Annotated in this window: 22 protein-coding genes; 6 read left to right on the forward strand and 16 right to left on the reverse strand. The window is 58.1% G+C overall.

All coding sequences use genetic code 11. The features are described 5' to 3' along the window. Positions 1-48: 48 nt before the first annotated feature. The 11 genes from PJL69_RS14790 to PJL69_RS14840 form a co-directional block, all read right to left on the reverse strand. Positions 49-492: a molybdenum cofactor biosynthesis protein MoaE gene (locus tag PJL69_RS14790; protein ID WP_271310344.1), complete on the reverse strand. Its 444-nt coding sequence runs from the start codon at positions 490-492 to the stop codon at positions 49-51. A 12-nt stretch (positions 493-504) separates the two neighbouring features. Beyond that, positions 505-750 (reverse strand): molybdopterin converting factor subunit 1, encoded by a 246-nt coding sequence (gene moaD, locus PJL69_RS14795; RefSeq protein WP_271310345.1) that lies wholly within the window; start codon positions 748-750, stop codon positions 505-507. Between the two features lie 5 nt (positions 751-755). After that, positions 756-1,415: a CDP-diacylglycerol--glycerol-3-phosphate 3-phosphatidyltransferase gene (gene pgsA, locus PJL69_RS14800; protein WP_271310346.1), complete on the reverse strand. Its 660-nt coding sequence runs from the start codon at positions 1,413-1,415 to the stop codon at positions 756-758. A 90-nt stretch (positions 1,416-1,505) separates the two neighbouring features. Further along, a complete protein-coding gene (gene uvrC / locus PJL69_RS14805; protein WP_271310347.1) occupies positions 1,506-3,380 on the reverse strand; it encodes an excinuclease ABC subunit UvrC in 1,875 nt (624 codons plus the stop codon). A 357-nt stretch (positions 3,381-3,737) separates the two neighbouring features. Beyond that, positions 3,738-4,514: an SDR family oxidoreductase gene (locus PJL69_RS14810; protein ID WP_271310348.1), complete on the reverse strand. Its 777-nt coding sequence runs from the start codon at positions 4,512-4,514 to the stop codon at positions 3,738-3,740. 14 nt (positions 4,515-4,528) lie between these two features. Continuing rightward, complete coding sequence (locus PJL69_RS14815; protein ID WP_271310349.1) at positions 4,529-5,482, reverse strand: calcium/sodium antiporter; 954 nt, start codon at positions 5,480-5,482, stop codon at positions 4,529-4,531. Between the two features lie 3 nt (positions 5,483-5,485). After that, positions 5,486-5,668, reverse strand: coding sequence for a hypothetical protein (locus PJL69_RS14820; RefSeq protein WP_247743564.1), 183 nt, complete (start codon positions 5,666-5,668; stop codon positions 5,486-5,488). A gap of 1 nt (position 5,669) precedes the next feature. Next, positions 5,670-6,467 carry a S49 family peptidase gene (locus PJL69_RS14825; RefSeq protein WP_271310350.1) on the reverse strand — a complete coding sequence of 266 codons (798 nt, stop codon included), beginning with the start codon at positions 6,465-6,467 and terminating at the stop codon, positions 5,670-5,672. 101 nt (positions 6,468-6,568) lie between these two features. Beyond that, a complete protein-coding gene (locus PJL69_RS14830; RefSeq protein WP_271310351.1) occupies positions 6,569-7,330 on the reverse strand; it encodes an ABC transporter permease in 762 nt (253 codons plus the stop codon). Next, the gene (locus PJL69_RS14835; RefSeq protein ID WP_271310352.1) at positions 7,327-8,250 is read right to left on the reverse strand and encodes an ABC transporter ATP-binding protein; all 924 of its coding nucleotides are present in this window, start codon (positions 8,248-8,250) and stop codon (positions 7,327-7,329) included. Before PJL69_RS14835 ends, PJL69_RS14830 begins: the two co-directional genes overlap by 4 nt. Positions 8,251-8,388: 138 nt before the next feature. Beyond that, positions 8,389-8,916: a CoxG family protein gene (locus PJL69_RS14840; RefSeq protein ID WP_271310353.1), complete on the reverse strand. Its 528-nt coding sequence runs from the start codon at positions 8,914-8,916 to the stop codon at positions 8,389-8,391. Positions 8,917-9,173: 257 nt separating this feature from the next. Between PJL69_RS14840 and PJL69_RS14845 the strand changes: the two genes are divergently transcribed. Next, on the forward strand, positions 9,174-9,656 hold the full coding sequence (locus PJL69_RS14845) for a MaoC family dehydratase (RefSeq protein ID WP_271310354.1): 483 nt from the start codon (positions 9,174-9,176) through the stop codon (positions 9,654-9,656). 54 nt (positions 9,657-9,710) lie between these two features. Then, complete coding sequence (locus PJL69_RS14850) at positions 9,711-10,913, forward strand: acetyl-CoA C-acyltransferase (RefSeq protein ID WP_271310355.1); 1,203 nt, start codon at positions 9,711-9,713, stop codon at positions 10,911-10,913. 65 nt (positions 10,914-10,978) lie between these two features. Here the strand turns inward: PJL69_RS14850 and PJL69_RS14855 are convergent, their stop codons facing one another. Beyond that, entirely contained in the window at positions 10,979-11,743 is a 765-nt protein-coding gene (locus tag PJL69_RS14855; protein WP_271310356.1) for a substrate-binding periplasmic protein, read from the reverse strand. A 260-nt stretch (positions 11,744-12,003) separates the two neighbouring features. On the opposite strand from PJL69_RS14855, the gene PJL69_RS14860 reads away from it, so the two are divergent. Then, on the forward strand, positions 12,004-12,459 hold the full coding sequence (locus tag PJL69_RS14860) for a YHS domain-containing (seleno)protein (RefSeq protein ID WP_271310357.1): 456 nt from the start codon (positions 12,004-12,006) through the stop codon (positions 12,457-12,459). A 67-nt stretch (positions 12,460-12,526) separates the two neighbouring features. Here the strand turns inward: PJL69_RS14860 and PJL69_RS14865 are convergent, their stop codons facing one another. From PJL69_RS14865 to PJL69_RS14875, 3 genes are read right to left on the reverse strand one after another with little or no spacing between them, the layout of a single operon-like run. Further along, a complete protein-coding gene (locus PJL69_RS14865) occupies positions 12,527-13,597 on the reverse strand; it encodes an acyl-CoA dehydrogenase family protein (RefSeq protein ID WP_271310358.1) in 1,071 nt (356 codons plus the stop codon). A gap of 3 nt (positions 13,598-13,600) precedes the next feature. After that, positions 13,601-14,788, reverse strand: coding sequence for an acyl-CoA dehydrogenase family protein (locus PJL69_RS14870; RefSeq protein WP_271310359.1), 1,188 nt, complete (start codon positions 14,786-14,788; stop codon positions 13,601-13,603). Positions 14,789-14,792: 4 nt separating this feature from the next. After that, complete coding sequence (locus tag PJL69_RS14875; RefSeq protein WP_271310360.1) at positions 14,793-16,877, reverse strand: 3-hydroxyacyl-CoA dehydrogenase NAD-binding domain-containing protein; 2,085 nt, start codon at positions 16,875-16,877, stop codon at positions 14,793-14,795. Between the two features lie 258 nt (positions 16,878-17,135). On the opposite strand from PJL69_RS14875, the gene PJL69_RS14880 reads away from it, so the two are divergent. The 3 genes from PJL69_RS14880 to PJL69_RS14890 all read left to right on the forward strand — a co-directional run bounded on the left by PJL69_RS14880 (position 17,136) and on the right by PJL69_RS14890 (position 20,513). After that, positions 17,136-18,788 (forward strand): long-chain-fatty-acid--CoA ligase, encoded by a 1,653-nt coding sequence (locus PJL69_RS14880; protein WP_271310361.1) that lies wholly within the window; start codon positions 17,136-17,138, stop codon positions 18,786-18,788. A 40-nt stretch (positions 18,789-18,828) separates the two neighbouring features. Then, the gene (locus PJL69_RS14885) at positions 18,829-19,656 is read left to right on the forward strand and encodes an IclR family transcriptional regulator (RefSeq protein ID WP_271310362.1); all 828 of its coding nucleotides are present in this window, start codon (positions 18,829-18,831) and stop codon (positions 19,654-19,656) included. 62 nt (positions 19,657-19,718) lie between these two features. Continuing rightward, entirely contained in the window at positions 19,719-20,513 is a 795-nt protein-coding gene (locus PJL69_RS14890) for a phytanoyl-CoA dioxygenase family protein (protein WP_271310363.1), read from the forward strand. Between the two features lie 33 nt (positions 20,514-20,546). On the opposite strand, the gene PJL69_RS14895 is transcribed toward PJL69_RS14890, so the two are convergent. Continuing rightward, the gene (locus tag PJL69_RS14895) at positions 20,547-21,014 is read right to left on the reverse strand and encodes a GatB/YqeY domain-containing protein (protein WP_209099823.1); all 468 of its coding nucleotides are present in this window, start codon (positions 21,012-21,014) and stop codon (positions 20,547-20,549) included. Positions 21,015-21,141: the final 127 nt, after the last annotated feature.

Consider the following 21,141-nt stretch of genomic DNA (forward strand, 5'->3'; position numbering starts at 1 on the left):
ACACACCGCTGCGCCCGATGTCGCGCCTTGTGCCTCGCTCTGTGAGGATCACCAGCGGCTCAGCGCGTCCTCATCCTCGTCTTTCGCAGCCACCCATTCGGCCCCGTCAGCGGTGTATTCTTTTTTCCAGAACGGCGCGCGGGACTTCAGATAATCCATCAGAAACTCTGCCGCTTCAAAGGCATCGACACGATGGCGTGCCGCGGTGGCCACCATCATGATCATATCCCCCTGACGCAGCTCACCATGGCGGTGGATGACCAGAACATCCCCCAGATTCCAACGGCTTACCGCCTGTTCAGCGATTGTTTCCAGCGCCTTCTGGGTCATGCCGGGATAGTGTTCTATCACCATGCGATCCATGCCGCCCTTGTCGGCATCCCGCACCACACCGGTAAAGGTGACAATCGCGCCCATATTGCTGTGGCCCGACGCAAACTCCTGCGCTTCCTTGCCAAAGTCAAACGGCGCTTCCTGCACAACAACCCGCATGGCCTGCTCCTCTTAACCGCCTGTCATTGGTGGAAAAAATGCCACTTCGCGCACTCCGTCCAGTGACGCGTCAAACTCCGTCAGCTCCTGATCCACCGCCACCCGCAGGGCGCTCAGATCAGAGAAGGCAACCGCATAGCGCTCTTCCCGCGCCTTGAGCTCTTCCACCAATTCCGCAACGGTTTTGGCCTCGGTCTCCACTTTTTCCTTGGGGATCCCGATGCGCTCACGCACCCATGCGAAATAGAGAACATCCATAGCGATCAATCCTTTAGATGTGGCTTGGCCTTGTTGAAGTAGTCAATCCCAGTGATAGCGGTCAGCGCGGCCGCAATCCAGAGCAACAAAAGTCCTATCCAGCCAGCCCAGACCATACCGGTGTGTTTCCAACGCAGTCCCTGAAGGTCTTCGACCGCGCCCAGCATGATCTGATCGACCAGCGCCTGATCCATGCCCCAGGCCGACATGCCAAGGTAATGCTCAAACACGCCCTGGCCAAAAAGGAAAGCAATCGCAACCATTTGCGTGGCGGTCTTCCACTTGGCCAGCTTGGTGACTTTGAGCGTCCCAGCCACATCACCAAGGAACTCGCGCAGGCCCGACACGAACACTTCACGGAACAGAATAACCGTCGCAGGCAGCACCAGCCACGGCGACATCGAGGAATACCCCACGATCACCATCAGCGCGATCACCACCATGGCTTTGTCCGCAATCGGATCAATCATCGCCCCCAACCGCGTCTCCTGCCGCCAGAGCCGCGCCAGATAGCCATCAAACCAGTCCGTAATGGAGGCCGTCATAAACAGCATCAGCGCAAACCAATCCGCATAAGGCCGCTCGAAATACAGAAACATCACCGCAATCATAGGCGCGGCAATCAGGCGAAGCACGGAAAGAATATTGGGTATGTTCCAAGTCATAGCCACTTCCTAAGCGCTTTTCCGTGCAATCAAAAGCCCTCTCCGCACCACAAGTGTTGCCTGTCGCCACAAGGCCACCGTACGCAGGGTTCATCCCCCCTCATGGAAAAAGTCATAGATTGTTTCTGCGAGTTTGTCAGAGACGCCATCCACCGCTTTCAAATCCGCCAAATTGGCGCGCGTGACGGCCTTGGCGCTGCCAAAATGCGCCAGCAATGCGCGTTTTCGGGTCGCGCCCACACCCGGCACGTCATCCAATGGCGTTGCGCTCACAGTCTTGGCGCGTTTGGCCCGATGGGTGCCAATCGCAAACCGGTGCGCCTCATCGCGCAGACGTTGGATGAAGTAGAGCACCGGATCATTGCGCCGCAGGGCAAAAGCACGTTGTCCCACACGGTGGAACTCTTCCTTGCCGTGGTCCCGATCCTCACCCTTGGCAACGCCCACCATCGGGATTTCCTGCACCCCATGCTGCACCATGATTTCATGCACCGCACTCACCTGCCCGGCCCCACCATCAATCAGCAACAAATCCGGCCACATGCCCTTTTCGCGATCCGGGTCTTCTTTTTGCAAACGAGAGAAACGGCGGTGTAGCACCTCTTTCATCATGCCAAAGTCATCGCCCGGCGTGATCTCATCCCCCTTGATGTTGAACTTGCGATAGCTGTTTTTCATGAAACCTTCTGGCCCAGCCACAATCATACCGCCCACAGCATGGGCGCCCTGAATGTGGCTGTTGTCATAGACTTCGATCCGCTGTGGTGGCCCGGAGAGGTTAAACGCCTCCGCCACCCCAGCCAGTAGCTTGGCCTGCGTTGCCGTTTCGCTCATCTTACGCGCCAGGCTTTCGCGCGCATTGCGGGCGGCCCCCTCCACCAGCTCCGCTTTCTCGCCGCGCTGAGGCACAACAACCTCGACCTTGCGCCCTGCTTTGGTGCTCAAGGCCTCTGCCATAAGCTCTATGTTTTCAATCGGATGGGACAGGATCAGCTGCCTTGGCGGCTCTTTGCTGTCATAAAACTGGCCAATGAAAGCTTCCAAAACTTCCGCCGCCTCAATCTCACTGCCAACGCGCGGATAAAAATCCCGGTTGCCCCAGTTCTGATTGGCACGGATGAAAAACACCTGCACACAGGCTTGCCCGCTTTCCAGATGCAGCGCGATGACGTCAGCCTCTTTCACGCCCTGCGGATTGATGCCCTGCGCACTCTGCACATGGGTCAACGCCCGAATGCGATCGCGCAAGGCTGCGGCTTTTTCAAACTCCAAGTTCTCTGAGGCCAGCTGCATCTCTTCTGCCAGATCGGATTGCACCTTGGTCGAGCGCCCCCGCAGAAAGTCATCTGCCGCGGCCACAAGCTTGGCATAATCCTCTTTGCTGATCTTGCTGCCACAGGGCCCCGCACAGCGCTTCATATGATAATTCAGGCACGGCCGATCCCCTGCCTCCACCTCACGATCACTGCAGCTGCGCAGCAGGAATACCTTTTGCAATGTGTTGAGCGTGCGATTGACCGCACCCGCACTCGCAAACGGTCCATAGTAGCGCCCCTTACGTGTTTTTGCCCCCCGATGTTTTTCAATACGCGGAAAGTCATGTTCTGAGGAAATGAAGATGTAGGGGAAGCTTTTGTCATCACGCAGCAGCACATTGTACTTGGGCTTCAACTGCTTGATCAGATTCTGCTCCAGCAGCAGCGCTTCCGTTTCCGTCTTGGTGGTCAGAAACATCATCGACGCGGTTTCAGAAATCATCCGCGCAATCCGCCCGGAGTGCCCACTGGGCCGCGCATAGTTTGATACCCGCGCCCGCAAGTTCCGTGCTTTGCCGACATAAAGCACCCGCGCCTGCGCATCGAGCATGCGATACACACCGGGCGAACCATCAAGCGTTTTCAGATAGGCTTGAATACAGGCGTGTCCGGTCGGGCCCGCGGGCGAAGTATCAATGTCAGAAGTCATGACCGACAAATATGATTCTTTTGGTTGGTCTGCAATCTTAAGCGCCCCCGTGCAAGGTGAATTACATCCACGGAAACTGTGGATAAGTCTGGAGATATCTTCCTCAACCTTAGCGAAACTCCTTATTTTAAACGTAGAATGTTAATCAGCCTATTTTTTAGGCATAATCATAAGGCACTGTAATCAAATGACATTTTTTTGCATAAAGCTCAAATTATTGAAAACATTAACAAAAAGTAACATTTAGATGACAGCGCCGTGATCCGTGCACAACTCGGCCGCCCCCATTTTAGAACGGCTCCAAAACAGAGCCCCAAACCTGCATGTCAGATATTGCAAATCAGGCGGCTCAGCGCCCTACTCTGAAACCGCATTATCCGGTGTCTGCCACGCAAGATGCTGCCCGCCGTCGACACAAATCAGCTGTCCTGTGACAGCCTTTGCATCCAGCAGATAGCCGAGAGCGGCGCAAATATCCCCCACATTCGCGCCACGCTCCAGCACAGTCCGAGCGCGTTGCTGAGCAAAGTCTTCTTCAGACTGTCGACTGCCCTGCAAAGTTGGCCCCGGCCCAATGGCATTCACCCGCAAATGGGGTGCTGCGCTCTGCGCAGCGGTCTGCGTCAGCGCCCAGAGCCCCATCTTGGCAATCGTGTAGGACGCAAATTCCGGCGTGAGCTTTCGCACCCGCTGATCAAGCATGTTCACAATCAGCCCTGCGGCCACTGGCTCGCCCGCCGCATCTGGCGTCGCCCTCAGCCCTTGGGACACCATCGCCTGCGACAGAACAAACGGCGCGCGCAGATTGCTCTCGATATGGCGATCCCAGCTTTCGCGCGTTGCGGTCTCCAAGCTGTCGTGCTCAAAAATCGAGGCATTGTTGATCAGACAGGTGATCGGACCTCCCAAAGCCTCTGCGGCTTGTGGCACCAGCGCCTGCGTCTGCCTCTCATCCAGCAGATCGGCCTGCAAGGTCACGCCCCGTCGCCCGGCTTTTACGATGCCTTCAATGGTCTCCAAGGCCCCGGTGTGGGAGCTGGCATAGTGCACAGCCACATCGTAGCCGCGCGTTGCGAGATAGACCGCCATTGCCTGCCCAAGCCGCGCCCCTGCGCCCGTCACCAAAGCCCGCATTGCGCTCTCCTGCCTTACGTCAAAGTCACCGCAATGTAGAGCAGATAGAGCGCGGTAAAGACAACACCCCAAATACGGGTAAGGTCCTGTCGCAGAAACACAAACGGGATCAGCATCAGCGACGCACCCAACATCACCCAGAAATCAAACTCAAAGAAGTCCGGGTCCACACGGATCGGATGGATCAGCGAGGTCACACCAATAATGGCAAGCAGATTAAACAAGTTGGAGCCAATGACATTGCCCAAAGCCACATCTGCCTGACGCCGCAGCGCCGCCATCACCGTGGTGGCCAGCTCGGGCAGCGATGTGCCCAGCGCAATCAGGGTCAAACCAATCACCGTGTCGCTCACCCCATAGCGGCGCGCAATCACTTCGGCATTGTCCACCATCAGATCTGCCCCCAGAGGCAGGCCAATCAGGCCCAGCACGAGAAACACACAGATGCGCCACCATGGCATATCCGGGTCCGCGCCTTCGACCTCTTCTTCTTCCTCCATCGCACATGCAGCCTCAGCCTTGCGATGACAGCGCGCCTGATAAAAGGCGCTGCCCAGTGCGACCATCAGCCCCGCCAGCAGGATCAAGCCGCTGACAAAGGTGAAGAAACCCGCTGTAGCAACACCGATGAACAGCACACTTGCCGCAATCATCAGCACGTAGTTGCGACGAGAATTGCAATGGCTCGTCTGAATAGGCGCCAGCAACGCGGGCACGCCGAGCACCAGCAACACATTGGCGATGTTGGAGCCCACCACATTGCCCAACGCAATGCCGGGCGCGTTTTTCAACGCCGCTTCAATGGAGATCAACAGCTCGGGCGCCGACGTGCCAAACGCCACAATCGTCAGCGAAACGATCAGCGCAGGGATACCGATCCGCAGCGACACGTTTACGGCGCCACGCACCAGCGCATCGCCCGCCAACAGCAGGATCACCAGCCCAAGCCCAACCAGCAGCCATTCCATGTGTTACCCCATGTTTTTGCGGCAGGGGCACGGCCCTTTGCCAATTTGAAAGCGCCCGCATTTTGGGCATTTTTTTGAGTTCAGCCGTGTCTTTCCAAGGAGCTTCTGCCCCGGCAGGCGCAGTTTGCCAAACATGGCCAGAACCGCCATGCCAATCAGGAAAAAGGTAACGACCTTAACCAACATGCTATAATCCGAAGCGCGCAAACTCCGCGCGTTCTTCAATCCCGGCCAGCGCATCCTGCGCCAGCGTCGCCCCAAAGCGCTGTAGCACCGAGCGCTTCACGCCATAGCGGCGGAACCGGACTTTTTCGCCAAACCGCGCCTTCAGCACGGGCGCAAGGTGACCGATTTCATCAATCAAGCCGACCTCTTTGGCTTTGCGGCCAATCCAGATCTCACCGGTGAACAGCTCGGGGTCTTCAGCCAGCTTGCTGCCGCGCCGTGCCTTCACATGATCGATGAAGTTGTCGTGGATCTGCTCCAGCATCTGTTTCAGACGCGCCACATCTTCGGGCTTTTCGGGGCGGAACGGATCCATCATCGACTTGCTTTTGCCCGCCGTATGCACCCGGCGCTCAAACCCCTGCCGTGACAAGAAAACACTGGCACCAAACCCGGCAGAGATCACCCCGATGGAGCCCACAACAGAGCTGTCATCTGCATAGATCTCATCCGCCGCCGCGGCCAGCCAATAGCCACCAGAGGCCGCAACATCCTCAACAAAGGCAATTACGGGGACGCCCTTCTCGTCGGCCAGGCGACGAATGCGGCTCCCGATCAGCGCACTTTGCACCGGGCTCCCACCTGGCGAGTTGATCTCCAGCGCCACAGCGGCAGGCTTGCCTTTGCTAAAGGCTTTTTCGATCACAGGCGCCAAAGTGGCATCATTCAGCTGCCCCCGCGAGCCGGCTGCGATTGCACCTTGAAGGCGCACAATCGCCACGGTGGGCGGTTTCTTGGCGAAAGGATTCAAGCGTTTCATTTGATCGGATGTAGAACGCGCACATGCCTTTCACAAGGCAAGGCCAGAAGGAAAGCACCAATTGGTGCCAAAAAACTTGCCTTGCGCAAAACGCCGTTACGTCAGCTTCGGATCCGCCAACCGGTTTTAAAGATCCACCAGATCGCGGCGAGACAGATCGTCGTAAACCCGCCAATCGCCAACAAACTCAGCCCAATCGGCACATCCGCCGTGCCAAAAAACGACCACCGGAAACCAGAGATCAGATAGACAACGGGGTTAAACAGCGTGATGTTTTGCCAGATCGGCGGCAACATGGAGATCGAATAGAAAGATCCGCCCAAAAACACCAAAGGTGTCACAACCAGCAGCGGGATCAGCTGCAGTTGTTCAAAGTTGCCTGCCCAGATGCCGATGATAAAGCCAAACAGCGAAAAACTCAGGCAGGTCAGCACCAGAAACAGCACCATCGCGCCGGGATGCTGGATCGGCACATCCACAAACATCATCGCTGTGACAAGGATCACCACGCCAATAAACAGCGCCTTGGTGGCCGCCGCCCCCACAAATCCAAGCACAATCTCAAGAAAGTTGATGGGCGCACTCAGCAGCTCATACATGGTGCCGATGAATTTGGGAAAATAGATGCCGAATGAGGCATTGGAGAGCGATTGTGTCATCACCGACAGCATGATCAACCCGGGCACGATAAACGCGCCATAGCTCACGCCTTCGACCTCATCAATGCGGCTGCCGATGGCCGCACCAAACACCACGAAGTACAGCGAGGTCGAAATCACAGGGGAAATGAAGCTTTGCGCAATCGTGCGAAAAAAACGTGCCATTTCTGTTTGATAGATTGCCCAAACCGCAGACCAGTTCATGCCGCGCCCTCCGAAACCAGACCCACAAAAATATCTTCCAGACTGGATTGCTGGGTCTGCAAATCCTTTAGCGACAACCCAGCCGCTGCCAAATCGCGCAGCAATCGGGTGATGCCGGTGCTCTCGCCGCGCGTGTCGTAGCTGTAACGCAATGCTGCGCCACCTTCGACCAATTCCAGCGCATAGGCTGCGAGCGCCTCTGGAATCTCAGACACAGGCTCCTGCAGGTCGATCTGCAGGGTTTTCTGCCCAAGCCGCGCCATCAACGCGTCTTTCTCTTCAACCAACAACAACTCACCGCCGTTGATCACGCCCACCCGATCGGCAATCGCCTCGGCCTCTTCGATGTAGTGGGTGGTCAGAATGATGGTCACGCCCTGCGCCTTCAGCCCGGCAACGATGTCCCACATATCTTTGCGCAATTCCACATCAACGCCCGCCGTGGGCTCATCCAGAAACAGCACATCAGGTTCATGGCTCAGCGCCTTGGCAATCAGCACACGGCGCTTCATACCACCAGACAGTTCAACCACGCGGGAATTGCGCTTGTCCCACAACGACAGCTGCTTCAGGATCGCCTCGATCTTGGCCGGATCACGCGGTTTGCCAAACAGGCCGCGCGTATAGGTCACCGTATCGATCACTTTACTGAACGGCTCCAGGTTGATCTCCTGGGGCACCAGACCAATCATCGAGCGTGCCTGGCGATAGCCGGTCACCACATCATATCCACCAACGCGCACAAGGCCAGAACCCGGCTTGGTGATGCCACAGATCGTGGAAATCAACGTGGTCTTGCCAGCACCATTCGGCCCCAGCAGTGCGAGAATTTCACCTTTTTCGATGGTCAGCGTGATGCCCTTAAGCGCCTCAAAGCCACCCGCATAGGTCTTGCGCAGATTTTCAATCTCTACAATCACAGCTGCGGCTCCTCTTCCTATGAGAGCAGCAACCTATCAGGCGCAGCCACAACGCCAAGGACAATTTCACGAGACTGTGTTGTGCACCTGCGCACAGACATTCTGCGCAGGTGCGGTTGAAATGCGCGCAACGCGCGCCTAGCCGCCGGTCAACCGCTTCAGCAGCCCCTTCTTCTCGCCACCGTCCTCTGACGAAGTCTCTTCTGCGGCGTCCTCAGTCTCAGCAGGGCCCTCAAGTGCGGTTTGAAAGTTCGTAAAAAACTGATCAGCCATCTTTTTGGCAAACCCATCAATCAGGCGGCTGCCGAGCTGGGCCAGCTTGCCGCCCACTTTGGCCTCCACATCATACGTCAGCAGCGTGCCGCTTTCCGTTGCTGCCAGCGTCACATCCGCCCCGCCTTTGGCAAACCCAGCCGCGCCGCCTTTGCCCTCTCCCGTCAGTGTCAGGCTTTGGCCCTCCACCAGATTGGACAAGTCTACTTTGCCTTTGAAGGTGGCTTTCACCGGACCAACCTTCTGCACGACAGTGGCCTCAAACCCTTCATCGGCATTGCCTGTCACCTCTTTGGCGCCAGGCACGCAGGCCAAAAGCGTGTCTGCACTCAACAGCGCGGCCCAAACTTCTGCCACTGGCGCAGCAATCTCTCTCTGGTCACTCATATGCATGGTGGCGTTTCCCTTTGGCTTTGGCGCAGTGGCCCATGTCGCCGACAACCTAGGCAGAGCCAGCGCCCACCGCAAGCACACGAAGGTCGTATTGGGGTCACGCCCTTTGTGTCTTCGCTCATTGTTCCGCTATGCAGAATAACATTCTGCATATTGACAGATCATGGCGAATCCCGTTTTCTAATTAATAAGCGAAATAAATTTCCGCATTGCGAAATTTAGCCAGACCACAGCGCAACGGTTGGGAGGCCGGTCACATGATTTCTCGCATTCTAAAACTCGAAGATGGCGTGGGCTGCGAATATGGCCTGTCCAAATGGGTCTGCATCGATCAGGCGATGATTGACGCCTTTGCAAAGGCCACCGGCGACACACAATCTATTCACACCGATCCTGATGCGGCACGAGATACGCCCTATGGCAGCACAGTTGCCCCCGGTTTCCTGACCCTTTCGCTGCTGTCTCAGATGATCGCCGATGCGGTGCCGCGCACGGAATCTGAAAGCACCGGCATCAACTACGGCTTTGACCGCGTGCGCTTTGTCGCCCCGGTGAAAGCTGGTGCCGAAATCCGGGGCCGCTTCACACTGGCCAAATATGCAGAACCCCAGCCCGGCGTGATCGAAACCCAATGGAATGTGACCGTTGAAATCAAAGGCGAGGAAAAACCTGCGCTCGTGGCCCAATGGAAAAACCTGCGCTTTGAAAAAGAAGCCACCGCCCTCAAGAAAGCTGGCTAACACACCTGCCCTCACGCATCAGCCGCAGTCAGAACACAACGTCAGGACCTTCCCATGCGCGACGCACTCATCGTCTCCACCGCCCGCACCCCAATCGGCAAGGCCTATCGCGGCGCATTCAACAACACGCAGGCGCAGGAACTCATCGGCCATGCGGTTTCCCACGCGGTGTCGCGCGCCGGGCTTGAGGGCCATGAGATCGAGGACTGCATCATCGGCGCCGCGCTGCAACAGGGCTCAACCGGCACCAACATTGGCCGTCAGGCTGTGGTGCGCGCCGGGCTGCCTGTCAGTGTTGCCGGCATGTCGCTGGATCGCCAGTGTGCCTCTGGCATGATGGCGATTGCCACAGCGGCCAAACAGGTGATCCACGACGGCATGGAGGTTGCCATCGGCGGCGGTGTCGAAAGCATTTCGCTTGTGCAAAACGAAAACATCCGCCGCGATCGGCTGGTCGATCCGTGGATCAAAGAACACAAACCCGCGCTTTACATGTCTATGCTGGAAACCGCTGAAATCGTGGCCACCCGGTATGGCGTCAGCCGCGAAGATCAGGATGCCTACGCACTGCAATCGCAGCAACGCACCGCCGCCGCACAGGCTGCGGGCAAGTTTGACGACGAGATCGTACCGCTGCCCTCCACCAAAGGGGTCATGGACAAAGACACCAAAGAGATCTCTTTCCACGACGTGACCTTGGAAAAAGACGAAGGCAACCGCCCGGCCACCACACTTGAAAACCTGCAAGGCCTGAACCCGGTGTTCAAAGACGGCCAGCAAGTGCAGCAGGGCGCACACATCACCGCAGGCAACGCCTCTCAGCTCTCAGATGGCGCTTCTGCCTCCGTGATCATGGACGCAAAGATGGCGGAGAAACAGGGGCTTGAGCCCCTTGGCCGTTATGTGGGTGTGATGGCCGCCGGACTGGAGCCTGATGAAATGGGCATTGGCCCGATCCACGCTGTGCCCAAACTGCTGAAGGCGCACGGGCTCAAGATGGATGACATCGGGCTTTGGGAATTAAACGAAGCTTTTGCCTGTCAGGTGCTGCACTCCGCACGCGTTCTGGGCATCCCAAACGAGATCCTCAATGTGAACGGCGGCGCAATTTCGATTGGTCACCCCTATGGCATGTCCGGGGCTCGCATGGTCGGCCATGCCCTGATCGAAGGCAAACGCCGGGGTGCCAAATACGTTGTCTGCACCATGTGTGTTGGCGGCGGCATGGGCGCTGCGGGTCTTTTTGAGGTGCTTTAACCCAAGCACCCAAAGAAAAAGCGCGGCCTCCCAACCGGAAAGCCGCGCTTTGTCTGTCAATGCGATCAGCTGCCCACAGTGGCAGCCACCAGCGCATCCATGGTGCCATCATCCAACATGGACTGCACCGCCGCATCAAACGCCTCCATGAACGCAGAAGCTTCCGCGCTCTGCCAGTCACCGCGGAAGCCCACATGCGCCGTCTCCGCAGAGGTGTCCAGAACACGCACCACGTTTTTCAGATCATTTTCATTGATGACCATCTCCGCGGCCAGCTGCTCCTGCACGTAACAATCGATGCGACCACGATCGAGTTTCATCAGGTTCTGCTTGGTGGTCTGCGCCTCTTGCAGCGTGATCAGGCCACCCGCAACCATATCAAAGAAGGCATCGCCCGGCGTGCCAAACCCGGCGTTGTTGCCAAAGGTCAGCCCACCAAAGTCATCCGGATAGGTCCAGCCTTCTTGGGCCACACCCTCGCGGCAATAGACCGAGACTTTCTCCGTCATCGGCGAGGTGGAATAAGTGCCGATCCATGGGCGGGAGTCACGGCGCACGTAGGTGCCGATCAGACCATGCGCCTGCCCACTTTCGACAAGGTTCACAGCACGCGACCATGGCACGGCTTCGATCACAACATCATACTCTGCGTCGATCCGTGTCAGAGCTTCGTTGATGACATCCACCCAGATACCCGTCGGCGCCCCGTTTTCGGCCCCCATGTACGGCGCATAAGCCTCATCTTGCACAAGACGAATTGTTTCAGCGGAAGCTGTTGTCGCCAAAGCGGCAGATACCACGGCAGCGGCGCAAAACAGACGATTGATCATTACAGTTTTCTCCAGAAATAGCGTTGGACTTTCATGCCGAAACGCTGCGCGAAACCCGTAAATGAAAGGTTTCCTGCCCCCTTAACTGCAGCTCGAAACCTTTAGAATTTGAGCGACTGAGCACATTTCGAACGCGCCAATCAACTTCAAGGACACGCCACCCACCAGCCAGCACCGTTTCACGAGCGGTCACAGCCCGGTGACCTCACCTCTTTTCAGACAGCAACATGCGTATATTGATTCTGAAAAGGAGACAGATCATGCTGACACGCCGCGCCGCTCTTGGCCTCTTCGCCGCCACCCCCTTGGCTCTGACCTTTGCACCAAACGCAGCACTTGCCGCCAAACCACAAGTGTTTCAAAACCCGCTCGCCATCAACGGCATTGACCCGGTGGCCTATTTCACAATGAAAAAACCGGTGAAAGGCGACGGTGCCAATCGGGTCGATTGGAATGGGGCAACCTGGCATTTCGCAACCGCCCAAAACGCGGCAAAATTTGAGGCCACCCCCACAGCCTATGCGCCCGTTTTTGGCGGCTACTGCGCTTATGCTGCCTCCAAAGGCTATCTGGCCCCAACCATTCCAGAGGCTTGGACAGTCCACGAAGGTAAACTCTACCTGAACGCAAACCTGCGCGCACAAGAGCTCTGGCGTCAGGACATCCCCGGCAACATCAAGGCCGGGCTGGCAAACTGGCCGGGCATTCTGGGGTAAACAGACACCCGGAAAAACGAAAGGCGCACCGCATATGTGGCGCGCCTTTCTGACACTCTCAAACCTTTCAGGCGGCATAGCCTTTCATGACTTGGCTCAGGTGGTAGTCCGTATCGCCAAGCTGCGCGTCCAGCATCACCAGACGTTTGGCATAATGGCTAACCGCATATTCCCAGGTCATCGCAATGCCGCCATGCATCTGAATGCTTTCTTCCGCCACCAGCCGTGCAGCCCGACCAATCATGTTTTTGGCCATGGACGCATATTTGGCGGCATCCTCTCCGCCAAGCTCCGCCGCCGCTTTGATGGTGATTGATCGCGCCTGTTCAATTTCGGTCAACATGTCCACCGCCCGGTGCTGCAGCACCTGAAACTTGCCAATTGGCACGCCAAACTGCTTGCGCTGCTTCAGGTAGTCAACCGTGATGGCATGGGTCACCTCCATCGCGCCCACAGCCTCGGCACAAAGCGCCACAATGCCTGCGTTGACCGCATCCTGCAAAGCCGCCTCCGCGTCTGCCAAAACCAGTATCGCCGGAGTGTCATCCAGCAGCACTTCGGCAGCCCCGCCGCCATCCATCATCCCATAGCCGGTGATATTGGCATCCGCCGCTTTGACGGCAAAAACCCCAAGTCCCCCGCCATGACGTGCCGCCACAAGGATCTCGTCAGCCACCTGCCCGCCATACACGGTCGACTTCCGCCCTGAGAGCACAAATCCCCTGTCCGTTTCGCGGGCCTCTGTGGAAATCTGCTCCAGTGCATAAGGCGCGTCGATCTCTGTGATTGCGACCGCATATTTGGTGCCCCCCGTCAGCAGCGCCTCTTGACCCGCTCCTGCCGCTGTCAAAAGCCGTGATGCCATCAGCGCGCCCAGAACCGGCTCCGGGCACAGCGCTTTGCCAAGCGCCTCAAACACAACAGAAATATCAAACCCTGTGCCCCCCATGCCACCGGCACTATCTGGTGCCAGCGCATAAAGCGCGCCCAGCTCCACAATCTGATCCCACAGCGCGGGGTCAGAAAATGGCGCGTCATAGGCCACTTTGATGCGGTGCTCGACAGGGTATTGATCCGCCAGAAACCGGCTCAGCGTATCCGCCAGCATTTGGCGATCTTCAGTCAGATTGAAATCCATCTCTCAGAGCTCCAGCATGGTTTTGGTCACAATATTGCGCTGGATCTCATTGGATCCGCCAAAGATCGAAGTCTTGCGATTGTTGAAATACCGCGCCGCATTGTGCTCGGTATCGGGCGGGCCAAACATCAGATTGCCCTCACCCACATGACCGGGGAACGGGGCCGCCGCCGGGCCCAGCGCACGGCGGGCCAGATCTCTGAGCTCCTGATTGATCACCGTGCCTTTGATTTTCAACAGCGAGGTTTCCGGCCCCGGCGCCCCCTGCGCCTGTGCTTTGAACAACATGCGCAGATTGGTGATTTTCATCGCCTCCAGATCAATCTCCGCCTGCGCGATCCGCGCCGCAAACAGCGGGTCTTCGATCAAGGGTCGCCCACCCCGCATGGTCTTGCTGGCAATCGCCTTCACCTCCTCAAGCGCCTGTATGGAAAAACCAACCCCCGCGATCCCTGTCCGCTCATGGGTCAGCAGGAACTTGGCAATGGTCCAGCCTTTGTTCTCTTCGCCCACCAGATTACCAATCGGCACCCGCACGTCAGTGAAGAAAATCTCATTCACCTCATGACCGCCCTCAATCAGCTTGATCGGGCGCAGCTCGATGCCGGGCGTCGCCATATCCACAAGGATAAAGCTGATCCCCGCCTGCGGCTTGGCCTCAGGATCGGTGCGACACAGACAGAAAATCCAATCGGCATGCTGGCCCAATGTCGTCCAGGTTTTCTGCCCATTGATCACCCAGTGATCTCCATCCCGCTCCGCACGGGTTTTCAGGCTCGCAAGGTCTGACCCCGCGCCTGGTTCTGAGTAGCCCTGACACCACCAGTCGGTGCCATCCAAAATCCGCGGCAGATAGTGATCCTGCTGCGCTTTGGAGCCAAATTCGATCAGCACCGGCCCCAGCATATTCAGTCCAAACGGCACAATGCGCGGCGCGTAGGCACGACAGCATTCTTCCTCAAAAATGTGTTTCTGCACCGGGCTCCATCCCGGCCCACCAAAGGCTTTGGGCCAGATTGTCGCAAGCCAGCCCCGCGCATTCAGAAGGGCGTGCCACTCCTCCATCATCGCCTTGGTCAGCTCTCCGCCTGCGCGCACAGCATCCGAAATTTCTTTCGGCAGCTTCTCAGCAAGGAACGCGCGCACCTCATCGCGAAACGCCAACTCCTCTTTGGAATAGCTCAGATCCATCGCGTCATTTCCCCTTATTCAGATCCGCAAAGGTCGTGCCATCCGCCGCCATTTGCTTCAGCAACGCAGGCACCTGCCAGTAGTGCGCATCCTCCGCCGCATAGGCTTCAATACGTTTCACCAGTTCCGCCGCGCCAATGGTATCCGCATAATGCAGCGGCCCGCCCCGGAACCTTGGGAAGCCATAGCCCATCAAAAACACCACATCGACATCCACAGGCCGCAGCGCAATGCCATCGGCAACCACCCGCACCGCCTCAGAGATCATCGCCGTCATATAGCGCTCCACGATCTCGGCATCGCTGAAGCTGCGCGGCGTGATCCCAGCCTTGGCGCGCTCTTCCTCAATGATGCTGTTCAGATCCGGGTTCTCCAGCGTCTCGCGGCCCTCATAGACAAAATAGCCCTTGCCCGTCTTGCGTCCGTTCCAGCCGTTTTCGCTCAGACGGTCGGCAATCGCGCCACCATACCGCTCCTCTGCGGGTCGCGTCGCCGCCAGCCGCTTGCGGGTCATATAGCCGATGTCCAGCCCCGCCAGATCGCCCACGCGATGCGGCCCCATGGCAAAGCCAAAGCCTTCCAGCGCCTTATCCACCTGATCGGGATGCGCCCCATCCAGCACCAGATAGCTCGCCGCCTTCAGATAATGCCCCAATATCCGGTTGCCGATGAAACCATCGCACACGCCTGCGCGCACGCCCACTTTGCGCATCCTCTTGGCCAGCGCAAAACCCGTGGCGACAACTTCAGGCGCGGTGTTTTCACCCACCACCACTTCAAGCAGCTTCATAATGTGTGCGGGCGAGAAGAAATGCAGGCCCAGCACATCGCTTGGCCGGCGGGTCTGCGCGGCGATCTCATTGATATCAAGGTAGGAGGTGTTGGAGGCCAAAATCGCCCCCTCTTTGCAGATGTCATCGAGCTTGCCAAAGATCTCTTTCTTGACCTCCATGTTTTCAAACACGGCCTCAATCACCAGATCCACATCCCCAAGGCTCTCAAGCGTGGTGGAGGCGGTCAGCATCGCCAGCGCCGCATCGCGTTTCTCAGCGCTCATCTTGCCGCGCTTCACCGCACCATCCAGATTGGCCGTGATCGTCGCCACGCCTTTGTCGAGTGCTTCCTGCGTGACCTCGACCAAGGTGACCGGCAGCCCCGCCATCAGCGCAGAGGTCGAAATGCCCGACCCCATGGTGCCGCCGCCAATCACGCCAATCGCAGCCACATCCCGCGCCTGCGCTTTCTTTTCGGGAATGTTCGCCACCGCACGCTCCCCAAAGAACGCATGGATCAGCCCTTTGGACTGCGGCGAGGTCACACAGGTCATGAACGCAGCCCGCTCCAGCGCCAGACCTTCCTTGAAATCCCCCGTTGAGGCAGCAACAGCTTCCACGCATTTCTGTGGCGAGATCAGATGTGGATGTTTCTTTGCAACCATCGCCGCGGTGGCTTCAATTGCGGCCTCATCCGGCGTCGTGGTCAGATCACAGGTCCGCCGGGTCGCAAGCTCACCGCGCACCACATCGCGCGCTGCTGTCAGTGCAATCTCGCGCGGTTCTCCTTCCTCAATGCGATCAATCAACCCCATTGCATGCGCTTCCGTCGCAGGCACATGACGACCAGACAGGATCAGATCCAGCGCACTAGGAATGCCCGCCAGTCGCGGCGCTCGTTGCGTGCCGCCCGCGCCCGGCAGAATGCCCAGCAACACCTCGGGCAGACCCACCTTCGCGCTTGGCACCGCCACCCGTGCGTGACAGCCCATCGCGGTTTCCAGCCCCCCGCCCAGCGCGGTGCCGTGAATGGCGGCCACAATCGGTGTCTCGTTGGCTTCCAGAATATCGCAGACCTCAGGCAAACCCGGCGCCATCGGCGGTTTGCCAAATTCGGTGATGTCCGCCCCGGCAACAAAGGTGCGCCCGGCACAATACAGCCCGATTGCCTTGGCGCTTCCTGTTGCATCAATCTCTTTCAACGCATCCACAAGACCCTGGCGCACCGCAATGCCGCTGGCATTCACCGGTGGGTTGTCAATGCAGATCAAAGCCACATCATCCACAAATTCTACGCTGACTTTTTTCTCGCTCATCAGGACCCTCCCTCGATCCGCCAAACCAACAGGCGACACGCCGCCACAGCAAGGCACACCTGCGCATCAAACGCGCACAGCCCGTGCTGCCTTGCAACCAGTGTAGAGCCGCGATTGCACCCGTGAAAATCAGTTTCCCCCAAACCACCGGATTTGCGACGCGACGTGACTTTGGGCAAAATCTTCATGACAGATGCCAAGGTGCCGCTACGCTGCCCTGCAAGAATGCCACCCCAGAGGAGCCAACCGGACACGCACATGCCCCATCCAAATGCCCGCATCCCAGATTTCTGGCCCTCCGGCAAACGCTGGACATTTGATCGCCCAAAGCAGCCGATTGATGTGCATCTGGAAGAAACCGTTGCCAAATGGGGCGACCGGATCGGCGTCACCTACAATGGGGCCGACTACACCTATCATGATATCGCAGCGCGCGTTTCAGCGCTGGCAGGTTACCTTCAAAGCGCGGGGCTGAGCAAAGGGGATCGCGTGCTGCTTTATACACAGAATTGCCCGCAATACATCATCAGCTTCTATGCCATTTTGCGCGCTGGCGGTGCAGTGGTGCCGGTCAATCCCATGAACAAACAGGCGGAAATCGACTATCTGGTGGCAGATACAGGAGCCAAAATTGCCATCTGCGCATTGGAACTGTCAGAACACATTCTACCCGCGCTCAAACGCGGCGCGCTCAGCACCCTGATCGGCACCCGGATGACCGACATGGGAGATCCCGATTTTGACCTGATCCCAGACAATCTCGTGCTAGCCATGTCTGAACAGGAAGCCGAAAGCTTCGGCATCATCGGCTTTCAATCCGCACTGGATGCGGGCCACGCGCCTTTGCCGCGCGCCACAACATCTGATGACCTTGCCGTCATCCCTTACAGCTCTGGCACCACCGGCCAGCCCAAAGGCTGTGTGCACACGCATCGCAGCTTTCTCGCGTCTCTCCATGCCAGCGTGCAATGGAACCCACCGGACGAAAACACCGTGCATCTGGCCGCTCTGCCTTTCTTTCATGTCACTGGCATGGTCGGCGGCATGACAAGCCCCGTGCTCACCGGCGGGCGCAATGTGATCCTGCCGCGCTGGTCGAGCAGGCTCGCCGCCGGGCTGATCGCGCGCTACGGCATTGCGCGCTGGCGCTCCATTGCCACGATGGCCATTGATCTGGTGAACGATCCGGCTTTTGACACCTACGATCTGTCCACGCTGAAAATGATTGGCGGCGGTGGCGCTGCGATGCCCGATGCCATCGCCAAAAGGCTCAAGGATATGACCGGGCTCGACTACATCGAAGGCTACGGTCTCTCGGAAACCATGGCTGCCACCCATGTGAACCCGACGAATGCCCCCAAACGCCAATGCCTTGGCCAGCCGATCTATGAGGTTGACAGCCGCGTGCTGGAAATTGGCGGCACCGCAGAATTGCCGCACGGCGAAGTCGGCGAAATTGTCATGCACGCCCCACAGAATTTCATCGGCTACTGGCAACGCCCAGATGACACCAAAGCCGCATTTGTGGAGATCGACGGCGTGCCCTTCTTCCGCTCCGGCGACATTGGCTATCGTGATGAGGATGGGTATTTCTTCATGGTGGATCGCGTGAAACGCATGGTCAACGCAGCCGGTTTCAAAGTCTGGCCCGCAGAGGTCGAAATGCTCATGCTGCACCATCCCGACATTGCAGAAGCCTGTGTGATTGGTGCCAAAGATGCGCGGCGCGGCGAATGCGTGAAAGCCGTGGTGGTGCCAAAGCCCGAAGCCGCAGACACGCTGACTGAGGACAGCATAATCGCATGGTGCAAAACCCAGATGAGCGCCTACAAATGCCCCACCATAGTGGAATTTGTCGATGCCCTGCCAAAATCCGGCGTTGGGAAAGTCTTGTGGAAAAATCTCACATGACGCATAGAAAATTCCACGATGCGGAAATAGGGTCATTTGCATGAGAAAACGTTCCCTCGCAAACAGCGACGGCAACCCAGCGCCAAAAGCAGACCGTCAGTTTGTAACAGCGCTGTCACGCGGCCTCGAAGTGCTGCGCTGTTTCCGCCCCCGTGACCGCATGGGGCTGTCAAACCGCGAGTTGGCCGAACGCACCGGCCTGCCCAATTCCACCGTCTCGCGGCTGACCTACACACTGCTGCAAACCGGCTATTTGCTCTATGATGAGCAAACCGGCCGCTACCGCATCGGCGTGCCCGCGCTCAGCCTCGGCTTTGCCTGTCTCGGCAGCATGCCGATCCGCGACGCCGCCAAAGAACACATGCAGCGCCTGGCGGATTATGCAGGTGATGGCGTTCAGGTCGCCCTCGGCGCGCGTGATGACCATACCGTCACCTACCTCGCCTGCGCCCGCTCTGAACAGGGTATGATGTCGCTGCAACTGGGCGTCGGCTCCCGTATCTCTCTGGCCCGCTCCGCCATGGGGCGCGCCTATATCGCAGGCTGTCCGCCAGAAGAGCGCGCCGAAATCCTTGAAACGCTCGCCCTGCACCATGGCCCAGAACGCTGGCCCGGCATTCTGGAGGGCATCAAGGATGCCGAACGCCAGATCGCAGAGAAAGGGTTTTACGGCAACTACGGCGACTGGCACGAAGGCGTGCACTCCATTGCCGTGCCCTTCCCCACCCCCGGTGACGCCAACCCCGATCTCGCACTCAATCTCGGCGGACCTGCCCCTTTCCTCACCCGCGAGCGCATGGAAAATGACCTGGCTCCGAAACTTCTTGAAGTTGCAAATGCTCTGCGCCTACACGCCATACAGGTCTAATGCCTCTTGACCCTCCCCGACAGCTGCCCCACCGTGCGCGCTGAACTATGAGGAGGCACACTATGGTGCAGATCACGCAATCCGACATCGACACATATCAAAGCGACGGGGTCGTGCTGATCCGGGGGCTTTTTGCCGATCACGTGGACACCCTGCGCGCAGGCGTGGCCCGCAACATGGAAACACCCGGCCCCTATGCCTCAAACAATGAAAAAGCCGGCGAAACCGGCCGCTTCTTTGATGACTATTGCAACTGGCAGAGCATCCCTGAGTTTCAGCAGGTTATTGAAACCTCAGAGGCCGCGGAAGTGGCCGCGAAACTGATGAAATCGCAAACGGTGCAGATGTTTCACGACCACGTGCTTGTGAAAGAGCCCGGCACGTCCATGGCCACCCCATGGCACACCGACGGCCCTTACTATTTTGTCGAAGGCAGCCAGACCATCAGCTTCTGGTCCCCGCTCGATCCGGTAAAAGACGCCACCCTGCGCATGGTGGCTGGCAGCCACAAATGGGAAAAGCCTGTGCTGCCCACCCGCTGGGTCTCTGAGGAAAGCTTCTTCCCCAATGAGGACGACTACATGCCGATCCCGGACCCGGATGCCGAAGGCATGCGTGTGCTGGAGTGGGAAATGGCGCCGGGCGACGCTGTGGCGTTTAACTACCACATTCTACATGGCGCACGCGGCAACACCGCGACCTCCCGCCGCCGCGCCTTCTCTCTGCGTCTGTTAGGGGATGACGCCCGCTATGTAGAGCGTCCGGGCCACACGTCCCCGCCGTTCCCGGGCCACGACATGCAAGAAGGCCAGAAACTCCGGGAAGACTGGTTCCCGATGCTCTGGCCTCGCAGCTAAGCCAACCTGACTTAGCGAAACACATTACAGGGATCAGCTGTTGCTCAGCTGGTCCTTCACCATTGGGCCCACTTTGCCAAAGTCCATCTGGCCCGTGTATTTTGCCTTGAGCGCGCCCATCACTTTGCCCATGTCGCGGATCGACTCAGCGCCAACCTCGCCCATGGCGGCCGTGATCGCAGCGGTGATTTCATCTTCACTCAGCTGCTTGGGCAAAAACTCTTCGATCACCGGGATTTCACCCAGTTCCCGCTCTGCCAAATCCAGACGCCCACCCTCTTCATAGGTGCGCGCGCTTTCTTGGCGTTGCTTGACCATTTTGGCCAGGATCGACAGGATTTCTCCGTCGCCCACACCGGCGCTGTCTTCGCCTTCGCCCCGCGCTGCGATGTCGCGATCCTTGATCGCGGCCATAATCAGGCGCAATGTCGAAAGCCGGTCAGCGGCTCGGTCACGCATCGCTTGTTTCAATGCGCTATTGATGTCGTCTCTGAGTGCCATTCATCTTGCCAATTGCTGTCAAACACAAGCCTGCGACCTTACAGAAACGTAAACTGACTCGCAACAGCCGGTGTCGCTTGCGCAAACCCCCTAAAAACAAGGGCTCCACCTCACCACAGAATGGCTT

The organism is Shimia sp. MMG029 (genome assembly GCF_027947445.1).
Classification (GTDB): domain Bacteria; phylum Pseudomonadota; class Alphaproteobacteria; order Rhodobacterales; family Rhodobacteraceae; genus Shimia.

Coding starts and splice junctions, on each gene's coding strand:
- PJL69_RS14790 (WP_271310344.1), bottom strand. CDS start 492: ATGCGGGTTGTTGTGCAGGAAGCGCCGTTTGACTTTGGCAAGGAAGCG.
- moaD (WP_271310345.1), bottom strand. CDS start 750: ATGGATGTTCTCTATTTCGCATGGGTGCGTGAGCGCATCGGGATCCCC.
- pgsA (WP_271310346.1), bottom strand. CDS start 1,415: ATGACTTGGAACATACCCAATATTCTTTCCGTGCTTCGCCTGATTGCC.
- uvrC (WP_271310347.1), bottom strand. CDS start 3,380: ATGACTTCTGACATTGATACTTCGCCCGCGGGCCCGACCGGACACGCC.
- PJL69_RS14810 (WP_271310348.1), bottom strand. CDS start 4,514: ATGCGGGCTTTGGTGACGGGCGCAGGGGCGCGGCTTGGGCAGGCAATG.
- PJL69_RS14815 (WP_271310349.1), bottom strand. CDS start 5,482: ATGGAATGGCTGCTGGTTGGGCTTGGGCTGGTGATCCTGCTGTTGGCG.
- PJL69_RS14820 (WP_247743564.1), bottom strand. CDS start 5,668: ATGTTGGTTAAGGTCGTTACCTTTTTCCTGATTGGCATGGCGGTTCTG.
- PJL69_RS14825 (WP_271310350.1), bottom strand. CDS start 6,467: ATGAAACGCTTGAATCCTTTCGCCAAGAAACCGCCCACCGTGGCGATT.
- PJL69_RS14830 (WP_271310351.1), bottom strand. CDS start 7,330: ATGAACTGGTCTGCGGTTTGGGCAATCTATCAAACAGAAATGGCACGT.
- PJL69_RS14840 (WP_271310353.1), bottom strand. CDS start 8,916: ATGCATATGAGTGACCAGAGAGAGATTGCTGCGCCAGTGGCAGAAGTT.
- PJL69_RS14845 (WP_271310354.1), top strand. CDS start 9,174: ATGATTTCTCGCATTCTAAAACTCGAAGATGGCGTGGGCTGCGAATAT.
- PJL69_RS14850 (WP_271310355.1), top strand. CDS start 9,711: ATGCGCGACGCACTCATCGTCTCCACCGCCCGCACCCCAATCGGCAAG.
- PJL69_RS14855 (WP_271310356.1), bottom strand. CDS start 11,743: ATGATCAATCGTCTGTTTTGCGCCGCTGCCGTGGTATCTGCCGCTTTG.
- PJL69_RS14860 (WP_271310357.1), top strand. CDS start 12,004: ATGCTGACACGCCGCGCCGCTCTTGGCCTCTTCGCCGCCACCCCCTTG.
- PJL69_RS14865 (WP_271310358.1), bottom strand. CDS start 13,597: ATGGATTTCAATCTGACTGAAGATCGCCAAATGCTGGCGGATACGCTG.
- PJL69_RS14870 (WP_271310359.1), bottom strand. CDS start 14,788: ATGGATCTGAGCTATTCCAAAGAGGAGTTGGCGTTTCGCGATGAGGTG.
- PJL69_RS14875 (WP_271310360.1), bottom strand. CDS start 16,877: ATGAGCGAGAAAAAAGTCAGCGTAGAATTTGTGGATGATGTGGCTTTG.
- PJL69_RS14880 (WP_271310361.1), top strand. CDS start 17,136: ATGCCCCATCCAAATGCCCGCATCCCAGATTTCTGGCCCTCCGGCAAA.
- PJL69_RS14885 (WP_271310362.1), top strand. CDS start 18,829: ATGAGAAAACGTTCCCTCGCAAACAGCGACGGCAACCCAGCGCCAAAA.
- PJL69_RS14890 (WP_271310363.1), top strand. CDS start 19,719: ATGGTGCAGATCACGCAATCCGACATCGACACATATCAAAGCGACGGG.
- PJL69_RS14895 (WP_209099823.1), bottom strand. CDS start 21,014: ATGGCACTCAGAGACGACATCAATAGCGCATTGAAACAAGCGATGCGT.